Here is a 24,953-nt window from a genome sequence, read left to right as displayed (position 1 = left end):
TCAACAGCGGATCGGGGACAACGCGAAGTCCTCCACCGTGGGCGTGCTGGCGTTGATCTTCGTCTGGCGCGTCTGGGGCTTCCAGCCGTCCTTCGCGACGATCATGGTCATCGGGTTGTTCCGACGGTCCATCCAGTAGGCGTACTTGCCCTGGGCGTCCGTGGCGAACGTCCAGGACATCGCCCACGAGTCGAGCTGGACGACGGCACCGGGCAGCGGCGCCCCGACGCCCTGGCAGCTCGTGCCGGTGACCGTACCCATGAGCTTGCCCCAGGTCTTCGGGGGCGTCACGTTCATCGTCACGGCCACCGGGTCCACGGTGTACGGGGTGTTCTCCTTGATCGAGACCCCACCGGTGTAGGTGCCCGGCTGGTCGACGTTCGCCGTCATCCCGACGGTGACCGTGACCTTCTCACCCGGCGCCAGGGTGGCCGAGGTCTTGTCGATCGTCATCCAGCTGACGTCGGCGGCCGCCTCGGCGCACTCCTCGAAGCCGGGGAGCACCTCGCTGTCCGGCATGGCGCTGAAGCTGCCCGACGAGCCGCCCACCTTGTAGAAGCCGCACGCCGCACCACCGCGGTAGCGCGCCGTGTTGGCGTTCGGCAGGGTGGACCACGACGACGTCGCCGGGTCGTAGGCGAAGCCGACGTTGGTGATGGCACCGCCCTGCGAACCACCGACGACCAGGAGCTTGCCGTTCGCGACCGCGAACGAGCTGGCCCAGTTGTCGGCGGGCGCGTCGGCGATGGCCGTCCAGGTGTTGGCGCCGGGGTCGAAGGCGTAGCTGGCCTTCTGCGAGGCGGTACCGTCGTTACCGCCGGTGCAGTAGATCACGCCGTCGATCCCGCCGCAGGACGGGAAGGCGACCGACTTGGGGTAGTCGGCCAGGGCCTCCCACGTGTCGCTGGCGGGGTCGTACCGGACCACATCGTTCGACATCGGGGTGCAGGCCGAGGTCGTGCAGCCGCCGATGGCGTACAGCTTGCCGTCGACGACCGCCTGCCCGGCCGCGGAACGCGGCGCCGGGTTGTCGGCCACCTCGGTCCACGTGTTGGCCGCCGGGTCGTAGGACCAGGTGGTGCCGTCGGGGCCGGCGTCCGCCCAGCCGCCGCTGGCAATGATCTTCCCACCCACGACGCCGACCGTCATGGCGTTGCGCGCGCCGGGAAGGTCGGCGATCGCCGTCCAGGCCTGCGCCACCGGGTCGTAGACGAAGTTCTTCGTCGTGGACGCCGACCCGTTGCCGCCGGCGATCGAGTAGACCTTGCCGTCCAGGTTCACCACCCGGTTGTCCATCACGTTCGCCGGGTAGTCGGCGATGTCCGTCCACGGCGCGGCCTGCGGCCCCGGCGCGGGAGGCATGGCCGCCGGCGACTTGTCCGACGCCTTCGCGCCGAACGACGTCGGCACGCTGAGCCGCTGCTCCGGCGCGCCGGTGGAGCCGAGCACCTGCTGCTGGGTCAGCTTGGACCCGTCAGCGCGGAGAAGCTCGAACCCGCCGTCGCGCTCACCGAACTCGACCTCGACCGGCGCCTGACCGGTGTTGGTCACCGTGAAGGTCTTGTTGACCTTGCCCGACGGCATCTGGACCGTCCCGCTCACCGCCGCCGGCTGGACCGCCAGCCTGCCGGCCTTGAGCTGGAAGTTCGCGGCCGTCGCCCAGTCCGCCTCGACGTTCACGTTCTTGCTCTGGCTGACGTAGTTGCCGGCCGTCGCGGTGAACTTGTGCGTCCCGGTGAGCGAGGAGTACAGCCAGTAGAAGCCGTCGGCGAGCCCGGGGTCGTCCGGGGTCGCCACCGTGGTGGCCTTCTCCGTCGGCTTGTCGGCGCTGGTGACGGTGGCGCCGTTGACGTAGCCGTTGTCGTTGCTGTCACGGACGTGCCCGAGCACCAGGCCGCCGTCGAGCGGCACGCAGGTCACCTGGCTGCCGATCAGGACGTTGTCGACCTCCCACCACCATTCGAACGAGGCGTCGTAGTAGTGGAACCGCACCTGGACCTGCGCCTTGCCGGCGGCCTGCGGAATCGGGATCTCGGTCACCCGGGGGCCGCGGGCGTCGGCCGCCTGCTGCAGCACGTTCGTCCAGGTGGCGCCGCCGTCGAGGCTGAGGTCGACGTCGCCGCGGTCGCTGGCCAGCCAGTTGAAGTCCTGGTTGAACCGGATGACCGGGGCCGCGACGTCGGTCAGGTCGACGACCGGGCTGACGAGCGAGGAGTCCTGCTGACCACCGGACCCGTAGGCGTCGCTGTCGATCATCGCGAAGTTGCCGGTGCCGCCGGTCAGGTTGCCGCGGTTGCCGTCGTCGGTGAACTTCCACACCTGGCCGGTGCCCGCGTGGTCCACGACCGACCAGCCGGCCGGCGCGGTGGTCCCGTCGAAGGTCTCGTACTCGCCGTCGGAACCGTAGGTGTAGCCCGGCGCCGTGGTGCAGGCGTCGGTCTTGACCGGCACGGCGACGTTGGCGGTGACGTTGCGCGAGGCGACGACGACCTCCTTCGTCACCGTCTGGTAGCCCGGGTACTGCGGCTCCACCCGCAGGCGGTAGGTCGCCCCGGCCGGGAGGCTGAGGCTGTACCGGCCGTTGGCCGGCGTCGTGTAGTCCGACACACCGGACGGGCCCTCGACGACGACCTTCGCGTAGAGCGGCCAACCGTGCCCGGAGCCGTCGGTGACCGCGCCGCTGACGGTGACGCTCGGCACCGCGCTCAGCGCGATGTTGAGCGTCGTGGTCGCGCTCTTGGTCACCGTCGCCGGCGACGTCTTGCTCTGGTAGCCGAACGCCGACGCGGCGACCTGGTAGTCACCGGCCGGAAGCAGCGCGGAGTAGGTCCCGTCCGTGCCGGTGGTGAGCTGGCGGTCCGCCGGGCCGGTGATGGCGATGGCGGCACCCGCGATCGGGGAACCGCTGGCCGCGTCGGTGACGGTGCCGGCCAGGGTGCCGGTGTCGCCGATCGGGGCGGCGTTGAGCAGCGCGAGAGCGTCGAGGCGGCCCTCACCCCAGACGTTGTTGTCGTCCGGGGTGCCGCCGCACTGGTCGTCGGAGGTGTCGATGGCCGCGTTGTCCAGCAGTCCGCGGGTCGCGTCGACCTCACCCACGAGCGCGGGCGCCGCCGACCACAGCAGGGCGATGGTGCCGGCGAGGTGCGGTGCGGCCATCGAGGTGCCGCTGATGCTGGCGTAGCCGTTGCCCGGAACGCTCGACCGGACGTTCACGCCGGGGGCCGAGATGTTCGGCTTGATCCCGCCGTTCTGCCCCGGGCCACGGCCGGAGAAGCTCGCGATGTTGTTGTTGACGTCGTAGGCGCCCGCCGAGTAGTTGCTCTCCAGGCTGCCCGGAGAGCCGCTCGTCTGGCACCCCGGGCCGCTGTTCCCGTTCGAGAAGACGCCGAAGATGCCCGAGTCCTTCCAGGCCAGCGTCACGTCCTCCATGAACGGGTCGTTGGAGGGCAGCCGGCTGCCCCACGAGTTGTTGATGATGTTCGGCCGCTTGCTCGCGTCCGGGTTCTGGCCGTTGGCGTCGGTCGGCTCGAGCATCCACTGGCCCGAGGAGATCAGCGCGGCGTCGCTGGGGCAGCAGCCGTTCGCGGCGATCCACTTGACCCCGGGCGCGACGCCGATCTGGTTCGCCCCGTCGGAGCCGACCATCGTGCCCATGGTGTGGGTGCCGTGGCCGTCGCCGTCGCAGGGCGTCGCGCAGGTGCCGGCGGCGTTGAACCAGTTGTAGTTGTGGTCGAAGGTGCCGTCACCGTTGTTGCCGCGGTACGAGTTCACCAGCGCCGGGTGGTCGAACTGGACGCCGGTGTCGATGTTCGCGATGGTGATGCCCTCGCCCTGGACCCCGTACTGGGACCAGACGTCGTCGGCGTTGATGTTCGCGATGCCCCACTCGAGGGCGTTCACCGTCTTCTCGTCGGCACCCTCGGTGGTCTTGGGGATCTCGTAGGCGACCGGCGCGTAGAGGCCCTCGACCTCGGCGTGCGCGGCGAAGTTCTGCGCCATCGACAGCGAACCGCCGCTGACCTTGATGGCGTTGCTCGCCCAGAAGGTCTGGTACTTCACCCCCGAGCCGTCGAGCTCGGCCCGGATCTTGGCCTGGCTCTCGGCGGCGGTCTTCTTCAGGGCGGCGGCGACCGCGGTGCCCCGCTCGGTCCAGTCCTTGATCGCGCGGGCCTTGCCCAGGTCCGCCCGGTCCGTGAAGCGGATCCAGAAGTCACCCTCGCTCTTGCCCTGGAGCTGCTTCGTGAGTTCCGGTCGGATCTTGTCCGCCGGCGACGGCGCTCCCGCGCCGAAGCCGCCCGCGGCCTGTGCGCCGGAGCCGGTCGCGGCCAGCGCGGTGGCGACGAGGACCGTCGCCGCACCGGCGCTCACCAGTGATCTGGCGACGCGCCTCCAGTGTGGACGTCTGAACATTCGGTGTTGCCTCCTTCAGAACGACCCAGGGTTGAAATGGGCCATGGTGAAGGTGCAGGGGGCCACTCCCGTGTGGATGAACCGGTACGGAACGAACCCCTCCAACGCCCCTCCATGCACCGCGCGGGTCACGCCGGTTGCCCGAGTGGACACTATGATCGCGATGAAAGGACGATCAAGAACGTGCGGTAAGCAAGTTGTCGCTAACGGTTATGCGTCTGACGACGAGCTTGTCGAACGTTGTCAGGTTCATGACGAAAGCTGGGCAGACAAGCCCACCGTCTCGGGGTGGATGCGGTGGCCGAGGACGACGCGAGCGCCGATCCGGTCGGGTTCGACCCGGCCGAGGAACAGTTTCCGCTGGTCATCGCGGTGACGCCGTCGGCCGCCGAGCGGATCCGGCTTGCCGAGCATCTTGACGGCATCGGCCCACTGCTGCTCGTGTCCGGCCTCGACGACCTGCGCCGCCTGATCGCCGCCCCGGAGCGAGCGCCCCGAGCGACCCCGGCGCCGCAGCCGGCGGCCACGGCCGAGGCGAGCCACCCCGCACTGGCGATCGACTCGGCCAGGTTGACCGTGCGCTGTCGGGATCAGGAGGTCGACCTGACGCGCCTGGAGCACGACCTGCTGATCTGCCTGTCCACCGAGCCGCTGCGCGTGTGGAGCTACGCCGAACTGCACCGGGCGGTCTGGCACGACGAGGGGCGCCAGCGCAGAGCGGACGTGCAGTCCCTGGTGAAGCGCCTGCGACACAAGCTCAACAACCTTGGCGCCGGCGTGACCATCGAGGCGGTGCGCGGCGTCGGGCTCCGGATGACCGGCCATCGACACCCGGCACCCGGCGGGTGACCGCCCGACGCGAGCAGAACGCGTCCCTGTGCCGGCCACTCGTGACCGGCTCGCGGTCGCCAGGTGGTTAGTACGTCGTCACCGCTGCTGGGAAGACGCTTTCCGGAGCCCGCCGGCGGTAAGATCGACCAGGTCAGATCAGGCCGGCGCGGGTCCACAGCAGACGGCCCGGCCCGCCGACCAGGCCCAGGCTCGCCAGGTCGTCGTACACCCGCTTCGCCGACCAGCGGAGGGTCGCGCGCCAGTGCGGGTTGGCGCGAGCGGCGGCCCGACCCACCGCGGGCGGGATGCCGACCGCCGCGTACGCGTCGGGGTGGACGAGACGGTTGGCGATCGCGCCGGCGGAGCGGCCGATCAACAGCCGGGCGTACGCCATGGCCAGCGGCCCGGCGGCCTCGACCTGACGGGCCAACTCCTCGCGGGCGAACCGGACGTGCCGCGCCTCCTCGACCACGTGGATCCGGGACACCATCCGGATCAGCGGCTGGAGCGACTCGTCGGCCATGATCTCGCGTTGGAACGCGTCGAGGACCTCCTCGGCGATGAGGATCGCGGCGAACATCCGCGGGCCGGTCGCGGTGGCCTTGAGGAAGCGCCCGAGCAGGTGGTCTGCCGGGCTGGCCCGGTAGACCGGGCAGCCCAGCGCCTCGATGAGCCGGCCGAACATGATGGAGTGCCGGCACTCGTCGGCGACCTCGGTCAGGGCGTACTGGGCACGCCGGCTGGTCGGATCGTCGTCGTAGTAGTGCCGGATCAGCATCTGCATGAGGATCGTCTCGAACCAGACCCCGGCGCTGGCCGCGCTGGCCACCTCGTGCTTCGTGAGCTCGATGCGCCGCTCCTCGCCGAGGTGCTCCCACAGTGGCGTGCCGTAGAGGCTGCTGCGGTGGGGCGGGAGCCAGTACGCGCCCGGCAGGTGCGGGGCGTCCCAGTCGAGGTCCACGGCGGGGTCGTAACTGGTCCGCAGCGACGCGGCGAGCAGCCGCTCGGCGAGCACCTCGCCCTCGCCTCCGGTGGGTGTCACGGCCATGAACGCCTCCACATTGACGTTACGCCGGGTAACTGTTACGACTAGTAGCATGCAATCGCCGCTCAAGGATGTCAATGGAGCCGACCCCTCCGGCCCGGCCGCCGACGGGCCACGGAAGGCGACCGGCACCGGCCGACGGGACCGCTGGGCCGGCCATCGTGAGCGGCGGCGGCAGGACCTCGTCGCGGCCGCCGTGCAGGCGTTGCTGCGGCACGGGCCGGAGGTCGACATGGACCAGGTCGCCGCCGCGGCGGGCGTCAGCAAGCCGGTCCTCTACCGCTACTTCGCCGACAAGTCGCAGCTCTGGCTCGCGGTGAGCGAAGTGGTGGCGGCGCGGGTGATCGCCGCCGTCGCGCCCGCGGTGGAGCAGGTCCGCGAGGAACGGGACCTGGTCCGGGCGACCATCGACGCCTACCTCGCGGTGGTCGAGTCGGAGTCCGCGCTCTACCGGTTCCTGATCCACCGGTCCAGCGATCCGGGCGTCCACCAGGTGGTCGCCGGCACCAGCCAGCAGGTGGCCGCCGGCCTCGCCCGGGTGATCGGCGACCGGCTCCGCGCGCTGGGGCTCGACGCCGGGCCGGCGGAGCCGTGGGCGTACGGCCTGGTGGGGTTCGTGCAGGCGGTCGGCGACTGGTGGACCACCCACGGGCAGCCGATCAGCCGGGCGGCGCTCACCGACTACCTGACCACGCTGCTGTGGAGCGGCATCGAGGGCGTGCGGCGCAGCGCCGACCTGCCGCGCGAGCTCACCCGCGCACACGAGCGGATCACGCCGTGAGCTACCACGGCCCGGCGGGCGTGGCGGGAACCGCGGTGCGGGTGCACCTGAGCGGCCGGTGGGAGCCGGTCGACGGCCGCTACCACTGGGGCGGGCGGATCGAGCCCGACCCCCGGCTGACACGGCTGCTGCGGTCGGGGCGGCGGGAGGTGGAGCTGCGGATCGCCGACCAGGTCAGGCCGGCGCGGCTGGGTGAGGTCGACCCGTGGGGCGGCGTACGGATCACCGGCGTGGGTGACCCGCCGTGGCCTGCGATGGGCCCACGGCCTGGTAGCTTCGAACCATGATCAACGCGCTCGTGCTGGCCGGCGGCGGGGTGGCCGGAATCGCCTGGGAACTCGGCGTGCTCCGCGGCATCGCCGACGTCGACCCGTCGCTCGCCGCCCGGATCCTCGCCGCCGACCTCGTCGTCGGCACCTCGGCCGGCTCGACCGTGGCCGCGCAGATCACCAGCGGTGTCGACCTCGACGAGCTGTACGCCGTCCAACTCCGCCCGGACAGCGCGGAGATCCAGGTCGACGTCGACCAGGAGTCGCTGTTCGCGGCGTTCGGCGCCGCGGTCGCCGGCGCGTCCGGCGCGGAGGACGCCCGCCGTCGCGTGGGCGCCCTGGCCCGGTCCACCGAGACGGTGGACCCGCGGGTCCGGCTCGCCGTGATCGACGCGCGGCTGCCGGTCAAGCACTGGCCGGACCGGCGGATGCTGCTGCCCGCGGTGGACGCCGAGAGCGGCGAGGTCGCCGTCTTCACCCGCGCGTCCGGCGTCTCCCTGGTCGACGCGGTCGCGGCCAGCTGCGCGGTACCGGGCGTCTGGCCGCCCGTCGCCATCGACGGCCACCACTACATCGACGGAGGCGTGCGGTCCACGACCAACGCCGACCTCGCCGCCGGAGCGGAGCGCGTGCTCGTCGTCAATCCCACTCTGGCCGACGCTCCGCAGCCGTGGGGCGACCTCGACGCGGAGATCGCCACCCTGGCCCCGGCCCGGGTCCACGTGATCAGTGCCGACCAGGCGTCCGTCGAGGCGTTCGGCGACAACCCGCTGTCGCCCGCGACCCGGGCACCGTCCGCCCGGGCCGGGCGCGCGGTCGGCGCGGCCACCGCCGCCGCGGTTGCCGCGGTCTGGAGTTGAGGCGGCGGCGACCCGGCGTCACGCGCCGGGTCGCCAGCGCGGCGAAGAGTGTCCACAGCGGACATCGGGGGGCTGACACGAGCGGTCCGTACCGATAGCGTCCATGCCCGGACCTCGATGATCCGCGCCCGCCGCCCCGACCGAGGAGACGCCGTTGTTCGAGGAGTTCATGGGCCTGCCGGCCCATCCGCTCGTGCTGCACGCCGCCGTCGTGTTCGTGCCGCTGCTGGCTGCGCTGACGGTCGGCTACGCCCTCGTCCCGCCGATCCGGCCGCACACCCGGTGGGTGCTGGGCCTGCTCGCCCTCGGCGCGCCGGTCGCCGCCCTGCTCGCGAAGCTCTCCGGGGACGCGTTCTTCGACCGGCTGCGGTCCGCGAACCGGGTCAGCCCGGAGTACGGCCCGAAGCTGGAGGCTCATCAGCAGCTGGGCAACCTGACGCTCTACGCCACGATCGGGCTGGCGGTCGTGGCGCTGGCGCTGGTGTACCTCGTCGCTCCCCGCCCCGCCGGGGCGGACGCCGACGCAGCGGCCCGCCCCGCGGCGCTCACCCTGTCGGTGCGGGTGTTGTCGGTCGTGGCGGCCGGCGTCGCCGTCTACTACGTGGTCCGCACCGGCGACTCGGGCGCGAAGGCGGTCTGGGAAGGCCTCTGACGCGGCTCAGAGCCGGCCGGCGACCGCGACGGCGAGGTCCGCCAGCGGCTTGCGGTACTTGACCGGGTCGTCGGTGCGGACCAGTCGGATGGCGACCCACACGCCGCCCTTGTTGACGAAGACCGCGCCCTCCTCGGCGTACGCCTCGTCGCCCGCGCCCGGGATCGGCGTGAACTCGTGCTTGAGTTCGCGGTCGATGTCGAGGATCTTCTTCGCACCGTCCCCGACGTACACCTCGAGCTGAGCGGTCGGCCCGGTGACCGGGCCGGTGTAGCTGCAGCTCTCCGGGGACGCCACCGCGTCCTCGAGCGGAGTGCCGGCCACCTTCTCGGCCTCCGGCTTGGGCACCAGCGCGCACGGGTCGACCGCGGGCGCGGCCGACGGCTCCGCCGACGTGGCCTCCGGCAGCGGGTCACCGCCCGGCGTCGGCGCGTCCGCGACGGTCTGGCCATCCCCGGCCGCCGGGCTGTCGCCGTCGTCGCTCGATCCGCAGCCGCCCAGCGTGGCGACCGCCAGCACGGCGGCGAGGGCGGCGAGGGCACGGCGGCTCCGGCGGGTTGCGAGGCGTCTCATCGTGGCTCCACTTCCTGTCGTCGGCTCGGCAGCACCACTCGTCGGCCGGGCATCAGTTCGTCGGCGGGCATCAGTTCGTCGGCGGTCCGGCATCACAGCGGAAGGGCGTCGAGCACTGTGCGGAGCGTCCGCTCGTACCCGTCCGGGGTGGCGCCCAGCCGCTCGAAGCTGCTCAGGATCACGGTGTAGCTGCCGGCCCGACTGACCACGACGGCCTCCCCCTCGATGTCCTTGACCGCGAGGTATGCCTTCTCCCCCTTGTCGACGTCCTTCACCTCGCGGTAGGTCGCCGTGGCCTGCTGCCGCTGGTAGTCGTAGGTGGTCGCGCCGGCGGCCTGGGAGGCCCTGGTGACGGTGAACAGGGCGACGCCCTTGCCGTCGCCGAACGAGCAGTTGCCCTGGTCGACCATGGGCTGGCCGACGATCTCGGCCACCTTGTCCGCGGTGAACGGGCACGGGGGCGCGGGGGCGTCCGCGCCGGCGGCGGGCAGGTCCCCGCCGCCGTCCGCCTCGACACCCGAGCCGCCCGCGGGCGGGGTGTCACCGGCGTCGTCGGCGCCGCAGGCGGCGAGCGGGAAGAGCAGGAGCGAGCACACCACGGGTGCGATCAGACGGCGCACAGTCATGCCTTTCCGGGTCACGGGAGGTCCGGGTTCGTCGGGTCGGTGTGCGGTGGGTAGATCCACCGGGCGGCGAGCAGCCGGTCGACCCGCCAGTCCGCGGCTTCGGCGGCGGCGGCCACCCGGTCCGCGTCGGCGCCTTCGACCAGCGCGATCACGACGTCGTCGGCGGAGATCCGGACGGCGGCGACCAGCCGGCAGTCGAGGGTGCCGAACGCCGGCAGGGACGTGTCCGCCTCGGGTGAGCAGTCGTACTGCTCCAGCGCGAACAGGCGTCCGGTCATGATCTGAGGCTAGGGCGGGACGGGCGGCGTGGAATCGGGTGTTTCCCTATGCTCTGACGCCGCCGTCCGATCGGCAGGACGTCCGGTTCCCGACCCACCGCGGCGTCTGCCCGACTCCCCTCCCGCCATGATCATTCCAAGGTTGCTCCCAGCTTCGGTTATTACACTGCGTGACATTCGTCGACCGACTGGTGTTCGACCGAGGAGTGAGGGGCTGGAGCGGGTGCGACGACGATCACGACGCTTTCTGATCGGCGTGCTGGCGGCGCTGCTCGTCCTGGGCGGCGGCGGCCTGGTGGCCGCGGGGGTGTACGGACGCTCGCTGGACGGCAACCTGGCCCGCACCGACGCGTTCGCGGGTATCGCCGAGAGCGCCCGCCCGACACCGTCGGTCACCGGCGCCATGAACGTGCTGCTGCTCGGCAGCGACTCCCGCGATCCCGACAAGACCGCGGACTCCCGCACCGACACGATCATGCTGCTGCACCTGGACGCCGACCACCAGAAGGCGGAGGTCATCTCGATCCCCCGGGACACCTGGGTCTTCGTCCCGCGCTCGGCCGACGGCCGGCACGGCAACGCCATGGCGAAGATCAATTCCGCGTACGCGTGGGGCGGCACCCCGCTGACCGTGCAGACCGTGGAGACCTTCACCGGCGTGCACGTCGACCACGTCGCGTTGGTGGACTTCGCCGGCTTCGCCCAGGTCGTCAACGCCCTGGGCGGAGTGGACCTCAAGATCGAGAAGACTATCACCTCCATCCACGCGCCGCACCGGACCTTCCAGAAGGGCACCCGGCACCTGGACGGCGCGGCGGCGCTGGACTACGTCCGCCAGCGCTACCAGTTCGCCGACGGCGACTTCAGCCGGGAACGCCACCAGCGGGAGTTCCTGCAGGCGCTGCTCGACCGGGCCGCGAGCGTCGGCACGCTGTCCAATCCGGTCAAGCTCAACGCGTTCCTCCAGGCCGTCACGAAGTCGGTGACCGTCGACGAGGACTTCGACCTGGTCAACGTCGCGCTGGAGCTGCGGGACCTGCGCAGCGACGACCTCACCTTCCTCGGCAGCCCGAGCGCGGGCACCGGCATGAAGAGCGGTCAGAGCGTGGTGCTGCCCGACACCGCGAAGGCGAAGGCGCTCTACCAGGCGGTCGCCGACGACACCGTCCAGCAGCACCTGAGCGCGACGGCGACGCCGTCCCCGAGCCGATCCGCCACCGCGCTGCACTGATCCCGGTTCGACGATCGGCACCGGCCCGACACCAGGTCCCCGATACGGCGGCATCCGCGGCAGTCGGACACCGCCGTATCGGGGACCTGGTGTCGATCAGGGCGGTGGTCAGGTTGATCGACTCGGGGGCGGACGGGGTCTAGCCGACCAGGCGCCGTTCCCAGGCCCAGGCCGCGATCTCGACCCGGTTCCGCGCCCCCAGCTTCATCTGCACACTCGCCAGGTGGGTCTTGACGGTGCCGACCGCGATGAACAGCTGGGCGGCGATCTCGGCGTTGGTCAGGCCCCGGGCGGCCAGCTTGACGACGTCGAGTTCCCGCGGGGACAGGCCGGCGTCGTCGCGGGCGGGGGCGGGCGGGCTCAGGTGCTCCAGCAGCCGCACGGTGATGGACGGGCTGATCAGCGCGTCGCCGGAGACGGCGGCGCGGACCGCCTCGACCAGCAGCGCCGGGCCGGAGTCCTTGAGCAGGAAGCCGCAGGCGCCGTTGCGGAGCGCGGAGTGCACGTACTCGTCGAGGTCGAACGTGGTGACCACGACCACCCTGACCGGCTCGGCGACGCCCGGCCCGGCGAGCAGCCGCAGCGCCTCGAGCCCGTCGAGGCGGGGCATCCGGATGTCGAGCAGCACCACGTCCGGCCGCAGGCGTCGGGCCACTTCCACGGCCGCCACACCGTCGGCGGCCTCGCCGACCACCTCCATGTCCGGCTGCGCCCCGATGATCATCCCGAAGCCGGTCCGCACCATCGCCTGGTCGTCGGCGACGAGCACGCGGATCACCGGGTCACCGCCCGGTTCAACGGCAGCGACGCGTCCAGCACCCAGCCGCCGGCGGCCCCGGGCCCGGCGGCGACGGTGCCGCCAAGGGCGCGGACCCGCTCGCTGAGGCCGATCAGCCCGAAGCCGTGCCCGCGGGCCGGCGGCGTACGCGGGGTGGCGCCGTCGTCGGCGACCCGCACCAGCAGCCAGTCCGGGGTACGGCGGACGAACACGTCCACGGACCGGGCGTCGGGCGCGTGCTGGCGGGTGTTGGTGAGCGCCTCCATCACCACCCGGTACGCCGAGGTGGAGACCTCCACCGGCAGTCCGTCCAGCGTCCCGTCGACGTGCAGCCGGGCCGGGGCGCGAGTGGTGTCGTTGAAGCCGCGCAGCAGCGGCGCGAGATCGGTGACGCCGGCCAGCGGGGCCAGCGGCGCGTCCGGCGGGGCGTCCGGATTGCGCAGGATCCCGACCATCCGCCGCATCGACGCCATCGTCTCGGCGCCGGCCCGCTCGATCTGTTCCAGGGCGGCGATCACCCGCTGCGGGTCCTGCTCCGCGACGAACCGGGCGCCCTGCGCCTGCACCACGATGCCGGTCACGTGGTGGGCGATGAAGTCGTGCAGGTCACGGGCGAACTCCGCACGCTGCTCGGCCCGTACCAGCGCCACGGCACGCGCCCGCCCGGCGGCCGTGCTCCGCAGGTACAGCCCGCCACCGGCGGCGCCCGCCGCGGCGAGGGCCTGGAGCAGACCGAAGATCACGTACACACTGTCCGTGCCGGTGCGCAACGGCAGCGCGGCGACGGCGAGGCCGGCGGCGACCGCCGCCCACGGCGCGGTGCCACGCGCGCCGCGGCGGGCCACCACGAAGACCACGGCCAACAGCCCGGCCGACTCGGCGAGCCCCCAGCTGCCGCTGAGCACGTTCCCGCCGCCCGCGACGAGCACGATGCCCGCGGTCACGGCGAGTGAGGCGGCGGCGAGCAGCAACGCCGCCGCCGGCAGCCGGCGGGTGCCCTGCCGGTGCAGCGGAAGCCAGAGCGCCGCGGTGGCCACCGCCAGCCCCACTCGCACCAGGAGGAGCAGGGCACCGGCCGTGCCCGCGTCCGCCAACAGGCCGAACCGCAGGTCGAAGAGGCCCAGCAGGCCCAGCGCCGCCAGGCCGGCGAGCTGGCCCAGGCGGACCCACCAACGTCGAAGTCCCGGCGCGTTCATCGTGACCCAGGGTAGCGAGCCGGATGGCAGCGGCAGATCGGCCGAAAGACAGACCCGGCGGCGGTGATCCCTCTCCCCGGGCCGATGCGACGGCCGCCCGTCCCCGGCGAGGCTTCCCGAGGTCAGAGAAGCATTCGCTGGAGGTTCGATGAGAACGCACGCCCTCGCCCCACCCGACGTGAGCCAGGCCGCCGTCGCCGCGGTCGACCTGGTCAAGGTGTACGGCACCGGCGACACCGCGGTACGGGCCCTGGACGGGGTGTCGGTCGGCTTCGACCGGGCCCGGTTCACCGCGATCATGGGGCCGTCCGGGTCGGGGAAGTCGACCCTGATGCACTGCCTCGCCGGGCTGGACACGGCCACCTCCGGGCGGGTCCTGCTCGGGGGCGCGGAGCTGACCGGGCAGTCCGACCGGACGCTGACCCGGGTCCGCCGGGAGCGGATCGGGTTCGTCTTCCAGTCGTTCAACCTGCTGCCGCAGCTCACCGCCGCGCAGAACATCACCCTCCCGCTGGACCTGGCCGGCCGGCGCCCGGACCGTGGGCTGTTCGGGCACCTGGTGGGGGTGCTGGGGTTGACCGACCGGCTGGGTCACCGGCCGAGCGAGCTCTCCGGCGGCCAGCAGCAGCGGGTGGCGCTGGCCCGCGCGCTGGTGTCGCGCCCCGAGGTGGTCTTCGCCGACGAACCCACCGGCAACCTCGACTCGCACTCGGGCGCGGAGGTGCTCTCCTTCCTGCGCGACTCGGTACGCGACCTCGGCCAGACGATCGTCATGGTCACCCACGACCCGGTCGCCGCCGCGTACGCGGACCGGGCGGTGCTGCTCGCCGACGGCCGGATCGCCGGCGACATCGACAAGCCGGACCGCACCTCGGTCACCGAGGCGCTGCACGCCCTGGCGGCCGGCGCGTGAGGGCGCCCGTGCTGCGTACCCAGGTGAGAGCGGCGGCGCGCCGGCCCGGCCGGCTGCTGCTGACCGGTCTGGCGATCCTGGTCGCCTCCTTCGTCGTGTTCGGCACCGTGCTGGCGCAGCAGATCACCGAGCGGACCGCGCGGGACAACCTCAGCGGCACCCCCGCCGCCACCGACCTCGTGGTCGGCGGGCCGGACTCGCCGCGGCCCACCGGGGCGACGCTGGCCCGGGTCCGCGCCGTGCCCGGGGTCGCCGAGGCGGTCGGCCGGCTGGAGGTCGGCCTGAGCGTCAACGACTCGTACGTCAACCTGCGGGCCGACCCGGGCGGCGGCCCGCTGGCCACGGCCCGTCTGATCGACGGCAGTTACCCGGACGCCCCCGGAGAGCTGGCGATCACCCCACGCACCGCCGAGCGACTGGGACTCGCCCTCGGATCGGTGGTCACCGCGGGCGACGCACCGCCCGCCCCCGTCCGGCTCACCGTCACCGGCGTGGTCGAGACCGCCGACGACGCCGGCTCCGACGGGTACGCCCCGGACAGCGTGGTGACCGCGCTGGCCGCGACCGACGAGCTGACCCGGATCGACCTGCGCGTCACGACCGGCGAGGCGGCGGAGGCGGTCCGCCAGCGGGTGGCCGCGGCGCTGCCCGCTGACGTGCGGATCAGCACCGGCGTCGAGGTGCGCCAGCAGGAGGCCGAGGCGGCGGCCGAGCAGGTCGGGGCGGTCTTCGCCCTGGTCGGCATGTTCGTCGCGATCGCGGTCGCCGCCGCGGCGCTGGTCGTGACCTCGACGTTCCGCATCGTCTTCGCCCAGCGGATGCGGCAACTCGCGCTCCTGCGCGCGGTCGGCGCGAACCGGGGCGCGCTGGTCCGGGCGCTGACCGCCGAGGGCGCCCTGACCGGCTTCGTCGCGGGCGTGGCCGGCGTGGCCGCCGCCCTGGCCGTCGGGCACGCCGTGCCGCCGATCATGCGGGCCACCGGCCGGGCCGTCTCCTCCCCGGGGCTGCCCGTCGGGGCGGCGGTCGCGGTGGTCCTCGGCGCCGTCCTGCTCACCGTGCTGGCGGTGCTCGCGCCGGCGTTGTCCGCCGCCCGGGTCGCCCCGCTCGAGGCGCTGCGGGCGGCCAGCACCACCGCCGGTCGGCGCGGCATCGGGGCCGTGCGGCTGGTGGCCGGGCTGCTGCTCGCCGCCGGCGCGGTGCTGGCCGGCGCCGTCGCGGTCACCCGGCTGCCGACGCCGGAGCAGGAGGACTACTCGCCGATGCCAGTGCTGCTCCTGCTCGTCGCGTCCGGCGCCGTGGCGTTCTTCGCGCTCGTGGCGCTCGGGCCGCTGCTGGTCCGCCCGGTACTCGCCGTGGTGGGTTGGCCGCTGCGCCAGCTCGGGCCGGTCGGGCGGCTGGCCGTCGGCGGTGTCGGCGGCACGCCGCGCCGGGCTGCGGCGGTGTCCGTGGTGGTCGCGCTCGGCGTGACCCTGATCGCCGGTGTGGCCGTCGGCGGCGCGTCCCTGCGCGTGCTGATGGACCGCGAGCTGGCGCTCCTGGCTCCGGCGGACATCGAGGTGACCGCCGGCGCGGGCGCCACCCTGCCGGCCGGTGTGGTGGCGCGGGCCGACGCGGCGGACGACACGCTGGCCCGCGTGGTGCCGTACCGGCGGGTCGACGGGCTCACCCTGACCCGCGGCGGCGACCGGCTGGGTGGCGCCGAGTCCGGGTATCCCGCGACCGACCTTGACCTGCGGGCCTTGCCGACCACGGACCGCATCGACGTGGCGCAGGGTCGGCTCGCCGACCTCGGGCCGGGCCACGTGGTGCTCGGCGACTGGGTCGCCCGGCAGACCGGCCTGCGCGTCGGGGACACGGTCGCGCTCGCCGTGGCCGGACGGACCACCGAGGTGCGGGTCGCCGCGATCCTGCCCGATCACGGCCCGCTGCACGCGGGCGTCCTCACCGACCGCGCCGATCTCGACCGGCTCGGCGTGCCGGCGGCGTACTCCGGACTGCTGGCCGACGCGGCCCGGCCGGGCGAGGACGGCCGGACCGCGGCGGTGCAGGCCCTGCGGCAGGCGATCGACGGCGCGGAGGGGGTCGGGCTGGCCGTCCTCGCCGACGACCGGGACCGGGACGGCGCGGTGCTGGACACGATCCTCTGGATCGCGGTCGGCCTGGTCAGCCTCACCGTGATCATCGCGGTGGTCGGGGTCGGCAGCACCACGGCGCTGTCGGTGGTGGAACGGGTGACCGAGTCGGGTCTGCTGCGCGCGGTCGGCCTGTCCCGCGCCGCCCTGCGCACCATGCTGACGGCCGAGTCCGGCCTCTACGGGCTGATCGGCGCGACGATCGGGCTGCTGCTCGGGGTGCCGTACGCCTGGCTGACGGTCCGGGCGCTCGGGATCAACGCGCCGCTGGTCCTGCCGGTGCTGCCGCTGGTCGGGCTCTTCGTGGCGTTGATCGTGCTCACGGCGCTGGCCGGCGTCCTGCCGGCCCGGCGGGCGTCCCGGGTCAGCCCGATGGTGGCGCTGGGCACCGACGGCTGAGCCGCGACGGCGGCCCCCACCCGGAGGCCGAGCAGCTCCGCGAGCGGGTCACCGCGCCGCGCGACTGACGCGACGGCGGCGCCGACGAGGTGTCGGGCCGCCGTCGCGCGGTGTCAGGAGGCGGCGCCGAACTCGACCGCCTTGGTCTCGACGGTGCCGGCCGTGCGCCCCGGCGCCGTCTGGTGGGACCAGTAGAGGTTGGTGTGCGCGATGACCTGGGCCGGCGGCGGCGCCCCCCAGGCCGACAGGTCCTCCGTGGTGTGGGCGTCGCTGACGAGGGTGGCGTCGTAGCCCCGGGCGAATGCGCCGTGCAGCGTCGAGCGGACGCACGCGTCGGTCTGCGCGCCGACGACGACGAGCCGCCCGATCTCGAGGCCCGCGAGCACCGTCTCCAGGGTGGTGTCCTCGAAGGAGTCGCCGTAGTGCTTCTCGACCAGGGGCTCGGCCCGGTCAGGGGTGAGCTCCGGGGCGATCCGCCACTGACCGCTCCCCCGGACGAGGTTCTCGTCGGAGTGCTGGACCCACACCACCGGGACCTGCTCCTGGCGGGCCTTCTCGACGAGACTGCCGATATTCGCGACGACCGTGTCGCGCTCGTGCGCCCCCTCGACCACGCCGGTCTGCACGTCGATGACGAGCAGGGCGGTGTTCGGCCGGTTCTCGAGTGTGGTCATGCGTCTCCCCCTGCGTCCGAGTGTGGGGACACCGTAGGCCAGCCCACCGACAAAACTGTCGATTCGGTCCGGGTGGCGACCTCCGGACGCCTAGGCTCGTGCCGGGCTCACCACTGCCGGTTCGCCACCTCGGCGGACGGTCGGCAGTCATCGAGGGAGGCGACGTGACCGGACAGCCGACGAGTGCGGACAGCCAGCCCCTGCTGCATCAGCACGGCCGGGAGATCCAGGCGTTCGGCAGCGTCCGGCAGCTGCCGGTCGGCCTCGCGTACGAGGCGCGGCTCTACTCGTGCGAACGGCTGAACCTAGTCCTCGCCGACACCCGCATCCTGCACGACCTGTACAAGAAGTACCACTGGCTCATGCGGGGCCCGACCTTCTACCAGCTGCATCTCCTGCTCGACAAGCACGCCGGCGAGCAACTGGAGCTGGTCGACCTGATCGCCGAACGGGTGCAGACGCTCGGCGGCGTGGCGGTCGGCGATCCACGGCACGTCGCCGAGCTGACCCGGGTGCCCCGCCCGCCGGACGGGGCCGAGGAGGTGCCCGGGATGCTCTCCCGTCTGCTCGAGGCCCACGAAACGATCCTCATCGACGCGCACGACGCCGCCGCCCGGGTGCAGGAGGGCGGCGACGACGGCAGCAACGACCTGCTGGTGTCCAACGTGATCCGCACCAACGAACTGCAGGCCTGGTTCATCGCCGAGCACCTCGTCGACACCCCGGTCGTCCGCGCCTGACGCGCGGAGGCCCCGGCGCCGCTACGGTCGGGTGGCCCAGCCGGCGGCCACGTCGCGCGGATCGCCGGTCCGGAATTCCGGCGGCTCGTGCAGCAGGAAGTCCCGGTGGCTGATGTTCCAGGCGTACGCGCCGGCCATGGCGAAGATCAGGACGTCGCCCACCCCCACCGGCCCGCTGTCGACCGACCGGGCCAGCACGTCCTTGGGTGTGCAGAGCTGCCCGACCACGGTGACCCGTCCGCCGTCTGTGCGCGGCTGCCCGTCGGCCGGACGCCGGTGCACGGTGAACGGCTGCGAGTGGCCCTTCGCCGCCGGCGTACGCAGGTGGTGGGTGCCACCGGCCACCACCACGAACCACTCGCCGTACGAGCGTTTGACGTCGATCACCTCGGTCAGATAGGTGCCGCAGTAGGCGGTCAGCGCACGACCCGGCTCGATCCGCAGGCGCAGGCCCGGATGGCGGTCGAGGATCCGGGTCAGGTCCCGGCCGTAGCCGGCCCAGTCGAAGCGGGCGGTCGGGTCGGTGTAGTCCACGGCCATGCCGCCGCCGACGTCGACCTCCGCCGCGCCCACCTCGGCGACCGCCCACTCGACCACGGCGGTGGCGACCTGGCCGGCGAGCGGGGCGTCCAGGCCGCTGGCCAGGTGGGCGTGCACGCCCCGGATGTCGACGCCGGCCGGTGGCCGGCGCGCGCACTCGCGCACGTCGGCGGGATCCATCCCGAACGGGCTCGGCCCGCCGCCCATGACGAGGCTCGCCCCGGGGGCCGCGACCGGCAGGTTCACCCTCAGCAGCACACCGGCGGTGGTGCCGGCCGCCCGCGCCAGCGCGCCGAGCCGCCGCAGCTCGGCCGGGGACTCCACGTGGACGCGGCCCGCCCCGGCGGCGAGCGCGGCGGCCAGGTCCTCGTCGGTCTTGCCCGGCCCGGCGTACGCGGCGGGCGGCCGGTCGGGCAGCACCTCGGCGAGCCGCCGCAGCTCGCCGCGGCTCGCCGCCTCGAAGCCGTCGACGGCGGGAGCGAGGCTCCGCAGCACGCCGGGGTCGGGGTTCGCCTTGACCGCGTAGAGCAGCTCGACGCGCTCGGGCAGGGCGCTCCGGACGGACCGGACGTGCGCCGCGAGCGCGTCGAGGTCGTGGACGTAGACCGGCCGGGTCACCGGGACCCGCCGAACGGGTTCGGCACCGGCACGTACGGCGCCCGCCGGTCCGCGTCGCGGTGCCACCGCACCAGCAGGTTCGCCTTCGCGACCAGCGGGGCGCCGGCGAGCAGGTCGCGGAGTTCGGGTGGTTCGCCGAGGTCCGCGGCGACCGTGGCGACGACGTCCCGCAGCACCCGCCACAGGTGGGGCTCGATGCCGGGGCTGGCGTCGGCGAGTGCCCCGCTGATGCCGGCGAGGTGGTTGACGAACAGGCAGTAGAGGATGCGGTGCCGCGCGTCCGCCGGGCGGTAGCCGGCCTGTCGCGGCACGCCGTCGGGCCAGTTGGGGAGGCGGTCGGTGTCGAGCTTCACGCCCTCCAGGTCGCGGAGCAGGAGGCGGACCGGCCGGCGGTGGCCGTCGAGGACCACGATCACGTTCTGCAAATGCGGCTCGTGCACGACGCCGTGGCCGAGCCACCAGCGCAGCACCGCCGGCACGAGCAGCCGGGCGTACGCGCGCCACCAGCCGACCGGGTCGGGCACCGCGAGCGGCGCGGCGGCCAGCGCCGCCGCCAACAGCGGGGTGTCCCCCGGTCGCAGGTGCGGGCGCAGGCCGGTGCGCAGGATCGTCCCGTACGCCTCGTCCGCGCCAGGCGTCGTGACGGTCCGGTACGCGGGCTCCGCCAGCAGCCGTACCTGTGCCGGCAGCGGCACGCCGGTCAGCAGCCGGGTCAGCGCCGGCGCGCCGGTCAGTTCGTAGCGGGCGTTCTTGCGCAGGCAGTTCGTGATCCGTACGTGCAGGCTGGTCTTGACGAAGAGATCCGCCTCGGGGGCGTACAGGGTGCGGACGCTCGCCGTCGGCCGCACCGGCACGCCGGCCGGGCCCAGGTGCCGCAGGCGGCGGTCGGTCGGCGGGACCAGGGCCAGCTGCCAGGGGTGCACGGGCAGGGCGTGGTGCCCGGCCGGGACGGGCGGCGGGTCGAGCGGGGCGATCAGCTCGTCGAACGGCCCCGCCTCGGCCACCAGGTCGTCGGGGACCGCGAGCCAGTGCAGTTGGAAGGTGGTGCGCAGCTCGGGGGCGTAGGCGCCCCAGCTGCTCGGATCGCCGGTGCGCCACTTGGGCGCCGGGTGGTGCGGGTGGCCGAAGAGCAGGGACTGCTCGGAATCGACGTACGCGTCGATGGCCGGGTCGCCGGTCGGCGTCGGGTCCTGTGGCGGCCGCTCGGCCAGCAGGCGGGCCACCGCGTCGCGGCTCGCGCGGACCTGCCCGACGAACTCGTCGTTGCCGACCCCGGTCCGCGCGGTGAGCTCCGCCGCGAGGAGCCGCGCCAGCGCCACGGCGTCGAGGTCCTCCCAGCCGGCGCCGGTGTTCCTCTGCACCGGACCGGCGTAGCGGTGTGCGCCGGCCGGCGAGGGCCGGTCGACGGCGCAGCGCAACTGCGTGCCGAGGTGCCGTGACCACACCCGTGCCTCGCCGTCGACCAGGTCCGCGTCGCCGTCCGGTGCGGCGACCTCGCGCAGGTAGCAGCCGAAGACGGCGTGGGCGGCGGCGAGGTCGGCGAGGTGGTCGGCGTCGAGGCCGGGTCGGGGACACAACCCGGTTCTCGTCATGGTGCTCCCCGCAGGTAGTTGGGTCCGGTGCGACGGTAGTACTTGTTGACGTCGGTGGCGCCGAGTCGTTGCTTCGGCAGCAGGGTTCCGGCGGTGAGCATGGCCTTGACCGGTAGGCGCGGGGCGTCGAGCACCCGGGCGGTGAAGATGCGCGCCGCCGGCCCGGCGCCCCACCGGTCCCGGGCGGCGGCCAGCCGCGGCGCGAGGGCGGTGGCCGGTGACGGGACGGGCACGCCGCGGGCGGCGAGCGCGAGCAGCGGTGCCGCCGCGGCGAGGTGCACGGTGATCGTGACGAAGACGTCGGCCAGTTCCCCGGGGTCGTGCGTCCACATGCGCTCGTCGGACAACGAGAGCCCGCCGGAGCCGCGGTGGCGCCGGTCCAGCCGGGCACCGTCGTTGTCCTTGTAGAGCAGGCCGACCGACCCGTCCGGGCGCCGCAGCAGGTGGATGTTCTGCGGGTGAGCCTCCAGCGCCACGCCGTGCCGCAGCCAGAGGCAGACGTGCCAGTCGACCAGCAGGTCCAGGTAGGCCTCCAGGAGTGGCCCGACGGCGCCGGGGCTGATCCGCTCGGCGACGGTGCCCGCGACGGGGTCGGCGGCGGCGAGCGCGGCGACCGGCACCACCTGGACGCCGGCCAGGTGGTGCGGGAACCGGCGGAGCAGGAACGCCAGCCACTCGTCCCCGGTCTCGGCGTAGGTGCCCTCGTCGGCGTGGTGGATCCGGCCGGCGAAGGCGGGTTCCGCGGCGGCGATACGGTGCAGGAGCCCGGCGACGGCGGCGCCGTCGGCGAGCGTCCCGGCCGCGAGGGTCCTGCGGTTGCGGGCGCCGAGGGCGGCCGTCGGCAGCGGCAGCTTCAGATGGGTGTACGGGTCGCCGTCCAGCGCCACGGTCCGCATGGACAGGGTGGGTCGCACGGTGATCGGTGGGGCGTCCACGACCGGCAGTCCGCGGCGGGCCGCGGTGAGCGGATGCGTCGGCATGAGGAACTGGCCCGGCCGCTCGGCGCGCGGCCACCAGGGCGGCAGTTCGCCGGTGAGCTGGACCGTCTCGACCGGGGTCGGGTGCCACCGCAGCGGGAAGCTCGGCGCGTGCTCCGGGGCGTACCGTCGCAGGTCGTCGTCGGCGAGGCCGTGCCGGCAGCGGTCGGTGGGGTAGACCGGGTGCCCGGCGTGCGCGGCCAGGACGTCGTCCAGGACGGCGCCGGCCATCCCGTTGGGCGCGTTCCTACGGCGGGCGGCCACGGCGGCGTGGACCCGCGCGCGGGCGCCGTCGGCGAGCCGGCGGGCCCGCAGGTCGTCATGGCACTCGGCGGTGAAGGTGTGCCAGCCGGCTTCGGCGTCGGGATCGTCGTGCGGGGCCAGCAGGGCCAGCAGCGCGTCGAGGGTGTCGACCCGGTGGGCCCGGCCGTCCGGCGGGACGACGTGCAGCACGGGCGCGGCGGTCCGGACACTGTGCTGGAAGCCGTCGGGGCGTACCGGTATCCGCAGTAGGCCGGCGGGGTGCGGCGCCTGCCACCAGTCGGGGCCGTCGGCCCGGCCGCGGCTGGTCAGGCCGAGGTGGTCCTCGCGGAGCAGGGCGTCGAGGACCCGGGTGAACACCTGCCGTTCGCTGTCGTCGGTCATCCGGCGATCTCCCAGCGCAGGTCGGCGCGGAAGGTGTTCAGGGCCCGGCGGACGGTCCGGTCGTCCGGCCCGATGGCGTGCAGCACGGCCAGGTAGTCACGGTTGGTGCCGGTCAGGTCGGCGGTGCGGCCGGGCTCGCGCAGCGGTCGGCAGCCGAGGCGGACGTCGTCGCGGGCGGTGTCCACCGGGCCGGGGGCGGCGGTGAGGCGACCGGACCGGTCCGCGCAGACGTACTCGACCCGGGCGTGCCGGTCGACGGTGTCGGGAGCGGGCAGGTCGAGGGCGGCCAGCGGCTCGCCCAGGTGCAGCCGGATCAGGTACTCGAACAGCGGCACACCGAGCAGCTCGGCGAGGATCAGGTCCATCCGGTCCCCGATGAGGCGGTAGTTGACCTCGATCAGGCGGACCCGGCCGTCCTGGACGACGTACTCGGTGTGGCAGGCGCCGAACCCGACGGCCAGGGCGTCGAGGTGGGCCCGCACCTGCGCGGTCTCGGGGGCCGTGGGCGGCGACCAGTCGAGGCTGACCTCGGTGAAGGTCGGTGGCGGGCCGAGGCCGGTGCGCCAGCCACCCAGGACGGCCAGGGCGGAGCCGTCGCCCAGCGTCTCGTGCGTCCGCAGGTCGCCGGCGAGGTACTCCTCGACCACCAGCGCCACGTCCGGCCGCCGCCGGCGGATCTCGGCGACCCGCGCGGCCAACTCCTCGTCGTCGGCGACCAGATACGCGTCCTCGCTCGCCACCCCGTCGCGGGGCTTGACCACCGCCGGGAACGTCGCGGCGGGCACGACCGGGTCGGCACCGGGCTCGACGGTGGCGGTGCGGACCAGGTCGAGCCCGGCCGCCGCCACGGCGCGACGGGTGGCCGCCTTGTCCTTGCAGCGGCGCGCCGCGTCGGGGTCCTTGGCGGGCAGGCCGAGCCGCCGCGCGGCGAGCGCGGTGGCCGCCTGGAGATGGTCGCTGTTGGACAGCAGCGCCGCGGGCCGTCCCGGGGCGACGGCCGCGAGTACGGCGTCCGGGTCGCGGACCGCGCAGGCGGTGGTCGGCACGTCCGCCGGCCACTCAGCGGGCCGGTCGGTCAGCACGGTGACCGGCAGACCCAGCGTGGCCGCCGCCGGCACGAGACCGTCCAGGACGGCGTCGGTGGGGTTGAGCGCGGTGATGTACAGCCGCATCCCACCTCCGCACCGGCCCGACCGTCCAATTAGGCGAGCCTACCCTTACCGCCATCGCCACGGACGCGGCGGCTCGCCGTCCGGAAGCGACACCGTCAGGAGGGGTCGGCGCGGCCGATCCGCCAGTAGCCCATGAACGCCACCGCCCGCCGGTCGAGGCCCCGCTCCCCCACCAGGTGCCGGCGCAGGGTACGGATGACCCCCGCCTCCCCGGCCAGCCACGCGTACAACGGCGTCGCCGGCACCTCCTCGGGCACCTCCCAGAGGTCGTCCACGTCCACGTCGGGGACCGGCTGGGCGACGGGCGGAGCCGGGGCGACCAGCAGCTCCCCCGCCGCCGCCGCGACCGCCTCGACGAGCCGGCTCCCGTGCTCCCCCGCGTCCCGGGCCAGCCAGGTCACGGTGACGCCGGGCGGCGCCACCAGCGGCAGCACGTCGTCGGCCCCGGGCACCTCGAGCAGCACCCGGCCGCGCGCGTCCCGGGGCAGGCGTTCCAGGATGGCGGCGATCGCCGGCACCGCGGTCTCGTCGCCGACCAGCAACAGCTGCGCGGTCGCCGGCGGCCGGAACTCGACACCGCCGTGGTCGCCCCGGTAGCCGGCGTCCGGGCCGACGAGCACGATCTCGTCGCCGGCGCGGGCCCGCCGCGCCCACCGGGTCGCCGGGCCGCTGTCGCCGTGCAGGACCAGGTCGATGTCGACCTCGGCCAGGTGCGGGCGTACGGCGCGGACGGTGTAGGTGCGGATCGGGTAGCGGCGCTCGTCCGGCAGGGCCCGCCAGGCCGTGTACCAGTCGGGGCCGTCGGGCATCCGCACGGTGTGCTCGCCGGGGAGCGGCAGCGCGAGTTTGATCCGCTGGTCGTAGCCGTTGTCGGCGAACCGGTCGAGGTCGGCCCCGGTGAAGGTGACCCGTACGAACGACGGGCTGAGCCGGCGTACCGCCCGGACCTCGACGGTGAACAGACGCCAGGGCGCGACGGGCAGGGTCTCGGTCATGGTGCCTCTCTCGGTCAGGCCGGTTC

At 73.9% G+C, this 24,953-nt stretch carries 22 protein-coding genes; 9 read left to right on the top strand and 13 right to left on the bottom strand.

Translation table 11 applies throughout. The features are described from left to right. Entirely contained in the window at positions 1 to 4,368 is a 4,368-nt protein-coding gene (locus tag O7603_RS03865) for a S8 family serine peptidase (protein WP_281574305.1), read from the bottom strand. A gap of 339 nt (positions 4,369 to 4,707) precedes the next feature. On the opposite strand from O7603_RS03865, the gene O7603_RS03860 reads away from it, so the two are divergent. Then, positions 4,708 to 5,259, top strand: coding sequence for a winged helix-turn-helix domain-containing protein (locus O7603_RS03860; protein ID WP_281574304.1), 552 nt, complete (start codon positions 4,708 to 4,710; stop codon positions 5,257 to 5,259). Positions 5,260 to 5,392: 133 nt separating this feature from the next. On the opposite strand, the gene O7603_RS03855 is transcribed toward O7603_RS03860, so the two are convergent. Beyond that, the gene (locus tag O7603_RS03855; RefSeq protein ID WP_281574303.1) at positions 5,393 to 6,289 is read right to left on the bottom strand and encodes a diiron oxygenase; all 897 of its coding nucleotides are present in this window, start codon (positions 6,287 to 6,289) and stop codon (positions 5,393 to 5,395) included. Positions 6,290 to 6,338: 49 nt separating this feature from the next. On the opposite strand from O7603_RS03855, the gene O7603_RS03850 reads away from it, so the two are divergent. The 4 genes from O7603_RS03850 to O7603_RS03835 all read left to right on the top strand — a co-directional run bounded on the left by O7603_RS03850 (position 6,339) and on the right by O7603_RS03835 (position 8,848). Then, complete coding sequence (locus O7603_RS03850; protein WP_281574302.1) at positions 6,339 to 7,067, top strand: TetR/AcrR family transcriptional regulator; 729 nt, start codon at positions 6,339 to 6,341, stop codon at positions 7,065 to 7,067. After that, on the top strand, positions 7,064 to 7,354 hold the full coding sequence (locus tag O7603_RS03845; protein WP_281574301.1) for a DUF4873 domain-containing protein: 291 nt from the start codon (positions 7,064 to 7,066) through the stop codon (positions 7,352 to 7,354). Before O7603_RS03850 ends, O7603_RS03845 begins: the two co-directional genes overlap by 4 nt. Then, positions 7,351 to 8,196, top strand: a complete 846-nt coding sequence (locus O7603_RS03840; RefSeq protein ID WP_281574300.1) for a patatin-like phospholipase family protein — start codon at positions 7,351 to 7,353, stop codon at positions 8,194 to 8,196. Before O7603_RS03845 ends, O7603_RS03840 begins: the two co-directional genes overlap by 4 nt. 154 nt (positions 8,197 to 8,350) lie before the next feature. Beyond that, positions 8,351 to 8,848, top strand: coding sequence for a DUF2231 domain-containing protein (locus tag O7603_RS03835; protein WP_281574299.1), 498 nt, complete (start codon positions 8,351 to 8,353; stop codon positions 8,846 to 8,848). A 6-nt stretch (positions 8,849 to 8,854) separates the two neighbouring features. Here O7603_RS03835 and O7603_RS03830 read toward each other — a convergent pair whose 3' ends face one another. The 3 genes from O7603_RS03830 to O7603_RS03820 form a co-directional block, all read right to left on the bottom strand. Then, complete coding sequence (locus O7603_RS03830) at positions 8,855 to 9,421, bottom strand: DUF3558 family protein (protein ID WP_281574298.1); 567 nt, start codon at positions 9,419 to 9,421, stop codon at positions 8,855 to 8,857. 92 nt (positions 9,422 to 9,513) lie between these two features. Continuing rightward, on the bottom strand, positions 9,514 to 10,047 hold the full coding sequence (locus O7603_RS03825; protein WP_281574297.1) for a hypothetical protein: 534 nt from the start codon (positions 10,045 to 10,047) through the stop codon (positions 9,514 to 9,516). A gap of 11 nt (positions 10,048 to 10,058) precedes the next feature. Next, positions 10,059 to 10,325: a hypothetical protein gene (locus O7603_RS03820; RefSeq protein WP_281574296.1), complete on the bottom strand. Its 267-nt coding sequence runs from the start codon at positions 10,323 to 10,325 to the stop codon at positions 10,059 to 10,061. A gap of 223 nt (positions 10,326 to 10,548) precedes the next feature. On the opposite strand from O7603_RS03820, the gene O7603_RS03815 reads away from it, so the two are divergent. Continuing rightward, entirely contained in the window at positions 10,549 to 11,556 is a 1,008-nt protein-coding gene (locus tag O7603_RS03815) for an LCP family protein (RefSeq protein WP_281574295.1), read from the top strand. A 139-nt stretch (positions 11,557 to 11,695) separates the two neighbouring features. Here O7603_RS03815 and O7603_RS03810 read toward each other — a convergent pair whose 3' ends face one another. Together O7603_RS03810 and O7603_RS03805 are read right to left on the bottom strand one after the other, a co-directional pair. Next, positions 11,696 to 12,334: a response regulator transcription factor gene (locus O7603_RS03810; RefSeq protein WP_281574294.1), complete on the bottom strand. Its 639-nt coding sequence runs from the start codon at positions 12,332 to 12,334 to the stop codon at positions 11,696 to 11,698. After that, complete coding sequence (locus O7603_RS03805) at positions 12,331 to 13,530, bottom strand: histidine kinase (protein WP_281574293.1); 1,200 nt, start codon at positions 13,528 to 13,530, stop codon at positions 12,331 to 12,333. The genes O7603_RS03810 and O7603_RS03805 overlap by 4 nt, the downstream gene beginning before the upstream one ends. Before the next feature lie 148 nt (positions 13,531 to 13,678). Between O7603_RS03805 and O7603_RS03800 the strand changes: the two genes are divergently transcribed. Together O7603_RS03800 and O7603_RS03795 are read left to right on the top strand one after the other, a co-directional pair. Further along, positions 13,679 to 14,443: an ABC transporter ATP-binding protein gene (locus O7603_RS03800; RefSeq protein ID WP_281574292.1), complete on the top strand. Its 765-nt coding sequence runs from the start codon at positions 13,679 to 13,681 to the stop codon at positions 14,441 to 14,443. Between the two features lie 8 nt (positions 14,444 to 14,451). Further along, a complete protein-coding gene (locus O7603_RS03795; RefSeq protein ID WP_281574291.1) occupies positions 14,452 to 16,974 on the top strand; it encodes an ABC transporter permease in 2,523 nt (840 codons plus the stop codon). A 113-nt stretch (positions 16,975 to 17,087) separates the two neighbouring features. Here the strand turns inward: O7603_RS03795 and O7603_RS03790 are convergent, their stop codons facing one another. Next, positions 17,088 to 17,648, bottom strand: a complete 561-nt coding sequence (locus O7603_RS03790; protein ID WP_281574290.1) for an isochorismatase family protein — start codon at positions 17,646 to 17,648, stop codon at positions 17,088 to 17,090. Between the two features lie 164 nt (positions 17,649 to 17,812). Here O7603_RS03790 and O7603_RS03785 point away from each other — a divergent pair, with 164 nt between their 5' ends. Beyond that, complete coding sequence (locus O7603_RS03785) at positions 17,813 to 18,388, top strand: DNA starvation/stationary phase protection protein (RefSeq protein WP_281574289.1); 576 nt, start codon at positions 17,813 to 17,815, stop codon at positions 18,386 to 18,388. A 21-nt stretch (positions 18,389 to 18,409) separates the two neighbouring features. On the opposite strand, the gene O7603_RS03780 is transcribed toward O7603_RS03785, so the two are convergent. The 5 genes from O7603_RS03780 to O7603_RS03760 form a co-directional block, all read right to left on the bottom strand. Continuing rightward, positions 18,410 to 19,546, bottom strand: coding sequence for an alanine racemase (locus O7603_RS03780; protein WP_281574288.1), 1,137 nt, complete (start codon positions 19,544 to 19,546; stop codon positions 18,410 to 18,412). Then, positions 19,543 to 21,138 carry an IucA/IucC family protein gene (locus O7603_RS03775; RefSeq protein ID WP_281574287.1) on the bottom strand — a complete coding sequence of 532 codons (1,596 nt, stop codon included), beginning with the start codon at positions 21,136 to 21,138 and terminating at the stop codon, positions 19,543 to 19,545. The genes O7603_RS03780 and O7603_RS03775 overlap by 4 nt, the downstream gene beginning before the upstream one ends. Next, the gene (locus tag O7603_RS03770; protein ID WP_281574286.1) at positions 21,135 to 22,760 is read right to left on the bottom strand and encodes an IucA/IucC family protein; all 1,626 of its coding nucleotides are present in this window, start codon (positions 22,758 to 22,760) and stop codon (positions 21,135 to 21,137) included. Before O7603_RS03770 ends, O7603_RS03775 begins: the two co-directional genes overlap by 4 nt. Then, positions 22,757 to 23,932, bottom strand: coding sequence for a siderophore biosynthesis protein (locus O7603_RS03765; protein ID WP_281574285.1), 1,176 nt, complete (start codon positions 23,930 to 23,932; stop codon positions 22,757 to 22,759). The genes O7603_RS03770 and O7603_RS03765 overlap by 4 nt, the downstream gene beginning before the upstream one ends. Positions 23,933 to 24,027: 95 nt before the next feature. Continuing rightward, on the bottom strand, positions 24,028 to 24,927 hold the full coding sequence (locus O7603_RS03760) for a siderophore-interacting protein (protein WP_281574284.1): 900 nt from the start codon (positions 24,925 to 24,927) through the stop codon (positions 24,028 to 24,030). Positions 24,928 to 24,953 lie beyond the last annotated feature (26 nt).

This window comes from Micromonospora sp. WMMD812, assembly GCF_027497215.1.
Taxonomy (GTDB): Bacteria; Actinomycetota; Actinomycetes; order Mycobacteriales; family Micromonosporaceae; genus Micromonospora.
The sequence above is the reverse complement of the archived record's forward strand: the minus strand, read 5'-3'. Positions and strand labels throughout refer to the sequence as shown.